Raw genomic sequence first — 7,778 nt, forward strand, 5'->3', positions numbered from 1 at the left:
CAGCAGGGACAGCAACTGCGCCCCAACCAGGGCCGCAGCCGCCAGCCAGCCGGATGCCCAGGCGGCCAGCTGCGCCAGCGCCATCACCACCTGCTGCGCGACGCGCGCCTGCGCGATTGCTGCGAAGCGGCCATGGCGGTTGTTCCACAGCGCCAGGGCCTGCTGCAGGCCCGACAGGGCCACCGCGGCGGCCAGCGGCAGTGCGTAGCCCTGCAGCCAACTGGCCTGCGACCAGCGCCCGCCCACCGTCCCGCTCGGCAACGCGGCCAGTCCCCAGGCCAGCATCGCTGTGGCCAGGCCGGCGACGAGACTCAAACCCAGGGCCAGGGCCAGCAGCAGGCCGGCATCGGCGCGCCGCCGCGGCAGCGGGATGGCGTATTCGTAGCGCGCATTGGCGATGGTGGCGAGACTGGCCGCGATGGCGGCAAACCAGGCCCATTGGCCCAGCGCCTCGGCACCGAAGACGCGCGTCAGCAGCGGCGCCATCGCCATCGGCAAGGCCTGGCTGATGGCCGAGGCTGCAGCCAGTTGCGCAAAACGCTGGCGCAGGCTCATGCGGACAGCCGCGCCTGCAGCGCCCTGGCCTGGCGTTCAGCCAGCCGGGCATGCAGGCCAAGCGGCAGGTTGGCGACGCAATTCGCCGTCGCCTCGCCGACCGGGCAATCACCTTCTCGGTAGCCGGGGCGACGGCTGCCGCGCGGATGCACGACGTCGTCGAACCAGACCCCGACTTCCATCCCCTCCTCGGCCAGGGCTGCCGTCAGGGCGTCGCGGTCCAGGCCGGCGGGCAGGCGCAGCGGGTAACGCAGCAGCACGTCGCCCGCCCCACGCGCCGGGCGCAGGGCTGCCGGCAGCAGCGCGTCATAGGCCTCCACCTGAGCGCGCCGGGCAGCCCAGATCTCGGCCGCGCGCCGCGCCTGGCGCTCACCCAGGGCCGCCGACCAGGGATGCAGGCCCAGCCGGTAGTCGGGCTGCGCTTCGCCCTGCAGCTCGGCCGCTGGCGTGCCGGCCACCACGCCCAGGCGCCGCGACGGCCCACGCAGCAGCCGCTTGAGCCCGGCGAGCAGGGGTGCAGGCAAGGCCTGCACGAGGCGATGCCAGGCCAGCGTCAGGGCCTGCCTGGCGACGGCGGCGGCTGGCGGGCGATGCCGCATGGGCGGTTGCCAGTTCGCGGCGGCCTCGTTGACAAGCAGAGCGCCGCCCAGGCCCGTGGACAGCGGCTTGGAGTATTCGAAGCTGAAGAAGGCCGCATGGCCCAGCGTGCCGACGACGCGGCCGGAGGCGTCGCGGCTGCCCCAGGCGTGGGCGGCGTCCTCGACGAAGGTGACGCCAGGAAAGCGCTCGCGCAGGGCGGGGATGCCGTTCAGGCTGAGGCCAAAGTTGTGCGGCAGCAGCACCAGCCGCGTCGCCGGCCCGATGGCGGCAGCGATGGCCGCGGCGCTCGGGTTGAAGCCGCCGGCCTCGATGTCCACATAGCGCATCGTGAGCCCGAGATGCTCGAAGACATTGGGCACGACGGCGCAGGTGTAGCCCGGCAGCAGCACCTCGGCGCCCGCGGGCAGGCCCAGGCTGTCCACATAGGCATGCAGGGCCGCCCGGCCGCTGCCGAACAGGTGAACGCGACTCGCGTCCACGCCGAGCGACGCCGCGAAGCGCGCGCGGAATTCCTCCAGGCAGGCCTTGCCGCGGAGCAGCCAGCGGAGTGTCGCCAACGGGAAATCGAGCCAGCGCAGTGCCGTCGCGGCGTGGGCCTTCATGCCGGGGCCGCGCCAAGCGGTCGCAAGGGCCGCGCCGGGCAGCCGCCGTAGACCCAGCCCGAAGCGAGGTGCCCACTGACCACGGCATGCGCGGCGACGACGACATGGTCCTCGATGACCGCGCCGGGCAGCACCGTGACGCGGGCGCCGATGAAGACGTTGGAGCCGATGCGCACCGGCGCGCGGCGGTACTGGCTGCGGAACAGGCCTTGCGGTCCCGTGTCGTTGGACTCGCAGAACAGCATCAGCCCGGGGCCGATGGCGACGTCGTTGCCGATGTCCAGCGCCTGGCCGCCGACGAGGACATAGGCACCGGGCGCGAGGTGGCTGTCCCGGCCGATCTGGAAGCTGCCCGTGCCGGTGGCGAGGATCTGCACGCCACGGTAGAGCACGCTGCGCTCGCCCAGGCTGCTGCGCGCGCCGAAGCGCAGGCGCACGCCCCCATGCACGGCCGCACCGGCGCCCGCGGCCAGGCCGCGCAGCCGCCAGGCCAGGGCGCGCAGGCGGGCGGCGGCGGCTTCGAGGCGGTAGGGCCAGAGCGCCATCAACGCGGCTCCTGCTTCGCGTGGCGGCACGGCGGGCGGGCGGAAGCAGAGGCGGTTCGCGGCATGGCTGACGGGGTGGGCGGGGGGGCCATCGGCACCGCGTCACGAGAGGTGAGCGGGCCGGGCATGAGGACCGATTCTAAAATCGCGGATTCACCCTAGGCCCGCAATGACTCAAGCACCTCCCACCCCGCCCACCGACGACAACCAACTGATCGCCGAGCGCCGCGGCAAACTGGCCGCGCTGCGGGCTGCCACGGCGGTGCCTTTCCCGAACGATTTCAAGCCCCAGCACCGCGCGGTGCCGCTGCAGACCCAGTACGGCGAGATGCCCAACGAGGAGCTCGAGCCGCAGGCCGTCAAGGTCAGCGTGGCCGGCCGCATGATGCTCAAGCGCATGATGGGCAAGGCGAGCTTCTGCACGCTGCAGGACGCCACCGGCCGCATCCAGCTGCGCGTGACCATCGACAACGTCGGCCCCGAGGTCTATGACGCCTTCAAGCATTGGGACCTGGGCGACATCCTGGGCGCCGAAGGCACGCTGATGCGCACCAAGACGGGCGAGCTGTCCGTCGCCGTGACGACGCTGCGCCTGCTGACCAAGAGCCTGCGCCCGCTGCCGGACAAGTTCCACGGCATGACCGACCAGGAGCAGAAGTACCGCCAGCGCTATGTCGACCTGATCACCGATGAGGACGCCCGCAAGCGCTTCACGGCGCGCTCCAAGGCCGTGTCGGCCATCCGCAGCTTCATGGTGGATCACGGCTTCCTGGAGGTCGAGACGCCCATGCTCCACCCCATCCCGGGCGGCGCGAACGCCAAGCCCTTCAAGACCCACCACAACGCGCTGGACCAGGAGATGTTCCTGCGCATTGCGCCGGAGCTCTACCTGAAGCGGCTGGTGGTGGGCGGCTTCGAGCGCGTGTTCGAGATCAACCGCAACTTCCGCAACGAAGGCATCTCGGTCCGGCACAACCCCGAGTTCACGATGATGGAGTTCTATGCGGCCTACTGGACGCATCACGACCAGATGGACTTCACCGAGGCCGTGCTGCGCCATGCAGCCGTTGCCGCCACCGGCAGCGCCGCGCTGACCTACGCCGGCAAGCCCGTGGCGCTGGACAAGCCGTTTGCGCGCGTGTCCGTACGGGACTCGCTGATCCAGTTCGCCGGGCTGACCGAAGCCGAGGCTGGCGATGCCGAGGTGCTGCGCGCCAGGATCAAGGCTGCTGGTGAAGACGCGCCCGCCCGCTGGAGCCTGGCCGAGCTGCAATTCGGCCTGTTCGAGGCGGTCGTGGAAGAGAAGCTCTGGGAGCCGACCTTCATCATCGACTACCCCGTCGAGGTCTCGCCGCTGGCCCGGGCGTCGGACGCAAATCCGCAGATCACCGAACGCTTCGAGCTCTTCATCACCGGCCGCGAATACGCCAACGGCTTCTCGGAGCTGAACGACGCCGAGGACCAGGCCGCGCGCTTCCACGCCCAGGTGGCCAACAAGGACGCCGGCGACGAGGAGGCGATGTTCTTCGACGCCGACTTCATCCGCGCGCTGGAATACGGCATGCCTCCGACCGGCGGCTGCGGCATCGGCATCGACCGGCTGATGATGCTGATCACGGATTCGCCGTCGATCCGCGACGTCATCTTGTTCCCCGCACTGCGCCGCGAGGCCTGACGCTCAGCGCTTTTCGAGCGCCTTGATCCGGGCCCACAGCTGGGCCTTGGACAGGGTCGTCATCTGCATCGCCCCCATGCAGGCATCCAGCCGATGGGGGCGTTCCCGCAAGTCCTGCACGGCGCTGTCCAGGCTGCTCTCGACACTGTCGCCATAGGCCGTCGCGGCCTTGGCGATGGCCGCGCGCAGCAGGGGCTTGGCAGGCCGCATCATGGCGAGGTCGATGAGGTCGCGGCTGAAGACGCCGTCGTCGCGCCAGCGGTCGGCCAGGGCCAACAGCTTGCCCGCGGCGAGGTCCAGCGGCGTCAACCCCAGCACACCAGCAATGGCGTCGGCCGGGCCGGGCGGATCGAAAGCGATGCGGGCTTCCAGCGCGATCTCGAACTTGATCGCCACGCCGGCTTCACGCACCAGCGTGCGCAAGCCGTACTGGTGGGCGCGCAGCTCACGCACCGGCGCCAGTTCGGCACCTGCCCGAACGAGGGCGCCAAGGCCTGCCGGGCCGGTCAGCAACTGGCGCAGCTTGCGATAGCCGGCGAGGTCGGACACGAGAAAGTCGATGTCTACCGACTCGCGGTACTCGCCATAACGCAGCGCCATGGCGGTGCCTCCGCCAAACCAGCACGCGTGAGCGGCCAGCACGTCKGCATCCAGCGCGGCGAGCACGGCCGCGATGCGGCGGTGGTGCTCGCGCTCAAACAAGCAGCCGCCCTCCCCCCAGCTCGTCGACCAGCGCCTGGATCAGCCGCCGCTCCTGCGGCTCCAGGCCCTCGCGGTCGAGGTGGCGCCAGTTGCGCTCGTAGAGGTCGAGGGCCTGCGTGGGGCTCAGTTCGGTCACGCCCGGCAGTTGCCAGGCCAGTTGCTTGAGCGCGGGGTAGGCCTCCAGACGCACCACGGCCGGCAGCGCCGACGCGAATGGCACTTCGGGCTCGCGCACCTGCAGGCTCAGCCCCACAGCCGACATCGCGCTCAGGTAAGCGCCCATCGTCACCGAAGGCTCGCCGCGCTCCACGCGGTGCAGCGTCACGCGCGACATGCCCGCCGCCTCGGCAGCGTCGGTCGCCGTCACCTTCTGCCGCTCGCGTTGGGCGCGAATGCGCTCGCCCAGCGCTTGCAGCTGGGTGGCGACGTTGGGCGGAACGGGCGGCGCTTTGGCAGGCATATGTTTCTCATTCTAGTCATAACTAGAATTTTGAACAGAATGAGAAACAACTAAGCCACTGCAACCGCGGGCGCCTTCCCCGCAATGATCATCGCCAGCACCTCGTCCTCGTTGACGTCAGCGGTGCGGCAGACGCCCACCAGCCGGCCGTTCTTCATGACGGCCAGGCGGTTCGACAGCGCGAACACATCCGGCATGTCGTGGGTGACGAGCAGGATGCCCACGCCCTCGGCGCTCAGCCGGCGGATCAGGTCATGGACCATCGCCGTCTCGGCCGGGCCCAGCGCCGCGCAGGGCTCATCCATGATCAGCACGCGGGCCTTGAACTGCAGCGCCCGGGCGATCGCCACGACCTGGCGCTGGCCGCCCGACAAGGACACCACCGGGTCGGCGATGTTCTTGAAGTTGGGGTTCAGCCGCGCGAACAGCGGCACGGCGGCGGCGCGCATGGCGGCGTCGTCGAGCAGGCCGAAGCGCGTGCGCAGTTCGCGGCCGAGGAAGAGGTTGGCGACCGAGTCGAGGTTGTCGGCCAGCGCCAGCTTCTGGTGGATGGTTTCGATGCCGGCGGCGCGTGAATCGGCCGGGCTCGCGAACTTCACCGCCGCGCCGTTCAGCAGCAGTTCGCCGCCGTCGAAAGGCAGTGCGCCCGCGATCATCTGCATCAGCGTGGACTTGCCGGCGCCGTTGTGGCCCAGCACGGCCAGCACTTCGCCGGGTGCCAGGCTCAGGGAGATGCCGTCGACCGCATGCACGCCGCCAAAGGATTTGCGCGCCTCGCGCACTTCAAGCAGGGTCGTCATTTCTGCACCACGCGATCGAAGACAACAGCGGCCACCAGCACCTGGCCGAGCACGACCATGCGCCAGCCTATGGTCACGTCGGTCAGCAGCAGGCCGCTGTCGATGCTCTGGATGATGAGGGCGCCGAGCACGGTGCCGCCCACGCTGCCGCTGCCGCCGGCGAGGCTTACACCGCCGATGACGGCCGCCGCGATGACGGTCAGCTCCATGCCGGTGCCCATCGAATTCGTGCCCGCATTCAGGCGCGCCATCGCGACCACGGCCGCCAGCGCCACCAAGGCGGCCAGCAGCAGGTTCAACTGGATCATCACGCGCCGTACCGGGATGCCGGCCAGGCGCGCGGCATCAGGGTTGCCGCCGATGGCGTAGACGTAGCGGCCGAAGCGCGTGTGCTTGGCCACAAAGCCCAGCACGAGCACGACCGCCACCCAGATGACGAGCGGCAGTGGCAGGCCCTGGCCCTGCTCCTGGCCTTCGAGGCGGTAGGCGTTGAACACGGCCACGGTGCCGAACACCGCCACCGCGGCGAGGCCGGCCTTGAACAGCTCATGGCGGGCATTGGCCGGCACGCCGCCGGCACGCAACTGCGCGCGGCGCTGCACCAGCTGCCACCCCCAGAACAGCGCGACCAGGCCAATGCCCAGCAACCAGCTGCCGCGCTCGCCCAGCGAGCCGTCCAGGCCGCCGCCCAGCGCCAGCAGCCAGGGCTCGGTGACGGGTTGCGTCTTGCCGTCGGCCACCAGGAAAGCCACGCCGCGCAGCGACACCAGGCCGCCCAGCGTCACGACGAAGGACGGGATGCCGATGACGGCCGACAGCCAGCCCTGGAACAGGCCCACCGCCAGCGCCAGCCCCAGGCCGGCGAACAGCGACGCGATGACCGACCAGCCCTGGGTGTACTGCAGCCAGGCCATCAGCACGCCCACGGCGCCGAGCAGCGAGCCCACGGCGAGGTCGATCTGCCGCGCGACGATGATCAGCGCCATGCCGCTGGCGACGATGCCGACGACCGCCGTCTGCTGCGCAATGTTGTAGAGGTTCTCGGCCGTCAGGAAGCTGCCGGTGAGCACGTGAAAGCCGATGGCGATGGCCACCAGCACGGCCGCCATGACGGCGAGCCGCTGGGTCTGGGCGCTCATCCGGCCTCCTATTTGCAGGCCGCCGGCGCCTTGGCCGCGTCGACACCCTTGCAGGCCACCGCCTTGCTGATCCAGCCGGCGCTGATGACCTCGCCCAGGTTGGCCTGCGTGATGGCCACCGGCGCGAGGAACTTGGCTTGCAGGCTGACCTTGCGTTCGCCGCCCGCCCAGGCTGCGGCGCCCGGCACCGCCTGGCCAGCGGCCAGTTGCACGGCGGCAGAAGCGGCTTCCCTGCCCAGAGCGCGCGAGTCCTTCCAGACCGACACCGTCTGCGTGCCCAGCGCGACGCGGTTCAGCGCGGCGTGGTCGGCGTCCTGGCCGCTGACCGGCACGCCCTTGATGCCACGACCCGCCAGCGCCGCGATGGCGCCGCCGGCCGTGCCGTCGTTGCTGGCCACGACCGCGTCGACGCCGCCCTTCAGGCGCGTCAGGATCTGCTCCATGTTCTTCTGCGCCACTTCGGGCTTCCAGCCGTCGGTGTATTCCTCGGCGACGATCTTCACGTCGCCCTTCTTGACCGCATCGGCCAGCGCATCCTGCTGGCCGGCGCGCAGGAAGTCGGCGTTCGGGTCGCTGGGCGAGCCCTTGATCATCACGTAGCGTCCATGCGGCTTCACCGCCAGCACGGCCTTGGCTTGCAGGCGGCCGACCTCGCGGTTGTCGAAGGTCAGGTAGAACACTTCGGGCGCCTCGATGAGAC

9 protein-coding genes are annotated in these 7,778 nt (G+C 70.5%); 1 reads left to right on the plus strand and 8 read right to left on the minus strand.

Going from position 1 to position 7,778, the window contains the following annotated elements:
* From AC1DW3_RS30205 to AC1DW3_RS30215, 3 genes are all read right to left on the minus strand, one after another.
* Positions 1 to 555: polysaccharide biosynthesis protein (locus AC1DW3_RS30205; RefSeq protein WP_477937891.1), on the minus strand; the 555-nt coding region annotated here is incomplete at its 3' end.
* Entirely contained in the window at positions 552 to 1,757 is a 1,206-nt protein-coding gene (locus AC1DW3_RS30210; protein ID WP_477937893.1) for a DegT/DnrJ/EryC1/StrS family aminotransferase, read from the minus strand. The genes AC1DW3_RS30205 and AC1DW3_RS30210, both read right to left, overlap by 4 nt.
* Positions 1,754 to 2,302, minus strand: coding sequence for an acyltransferase (locus tag AC1DW3_RS30215; protein WP_477937895.1), 549 nt, complete (start codon positions 2,300 to 2,302; stop codon positions 1,754 to 1,756). The genes AC1DW3_RS30210 and AC1DW3_RS30215 overlap by 4 nt, the downstream gene beginning before the upstream one ends.
* A gap of 169 nt (positions 2,303 to 2,471) precedes the next feature.
* Between AC1DW3_RS30215 and lysS the strand changes: the two genes are divergently transcribed.
* On the plus strand, positions 2,472 to 3,977 hold the full coding sequence (gene lysS, locus AC1DW3_RS30220) for a lysine--tRNA ligase (protein ID WP_477937897.1): 1,506 nt from the start codon (positions 2,472 to 2,474) through the stop codon (positions 3,975 to 3,977).
* Positions 3,978 to 3,980: 3 nt separating this feature from the next.
* On the opposite strand, the gene AC1DW3_RS30225 is transcribed toward lysS, so the two are convergent.
* The 5 genes from AC1DW3_RS30225 to AC1DW3_RS30245 form a co-directional block, all read right to left on the minus strand.
* Complete coding sequence (locus tag AC1DW3_RS30225) at positions 3,981 to 4,679, minus strand: nucleotidyl transferase AbiEii/AbiGii toxin family protein (protein WP_477937899.1); 699 nt, start codon at positions 4,677 to 4,679, stop codon at positions 3,981 to 3,983.
* On the minus strand, positions 4,672 to 5,139 hold the full coding sequence (locus AC1DW3_RS30230; RefSeq protein WP_477937901.1) for a helix-turn-helix domain-containing protein: 468 nt from the start codon (positions 5,137 to 5,139) through the stop codon (positions 4,672 to 4,674). The genes AC1DW3_RS30225 and AC1DW3_RS30230 overlap by 8 nt, the downstream gene beginning before the upstream one ends.
* A 50-nt stretch (positions 5,140 to 5,189) precedes the next feature.
* Positions 5,190 to 5,939 (minus strand): ATP-binding cassette domain-containing protein, encoded by a 750-nt coding sequence (locus AC1DW3_RS30235; RefSeq protein WP_477937903.1) that lies wholly within the window; start codon positions 5,937 to 5,939, stop codon positions 5,190 to 5,192.
* Positions 5,936 to 7,078, minus strand: coding sequence for a sugar ABC transporter permease (locus AC1DW3_RS30240; RefSeq protein ID WP_477937905.1), 1,143 nt, complete (start codon positions 7,076 to 7,078; stop codon positions 5,936 to 5,938). The genes AC1DW3_RS30235 and AC1DW3_RS30240 overlap by 4 nt, the downstream gene beginning before the upstream one ends.
* Before the next feature lie 8 nt (positions 7,079 to 7,086).
* Positions 7,087 to 7,778, minus strand: a 692-nt coding sequence (locus AC1DW3_RS30245; protein ID WP_477937909.1) for a substrate-binding domain-containing protein, incomplete at its 5' end; no start/stop codon positions are given.

Source organism: Roseateles sp. P2_H4 (assembly GCF_056403315.1).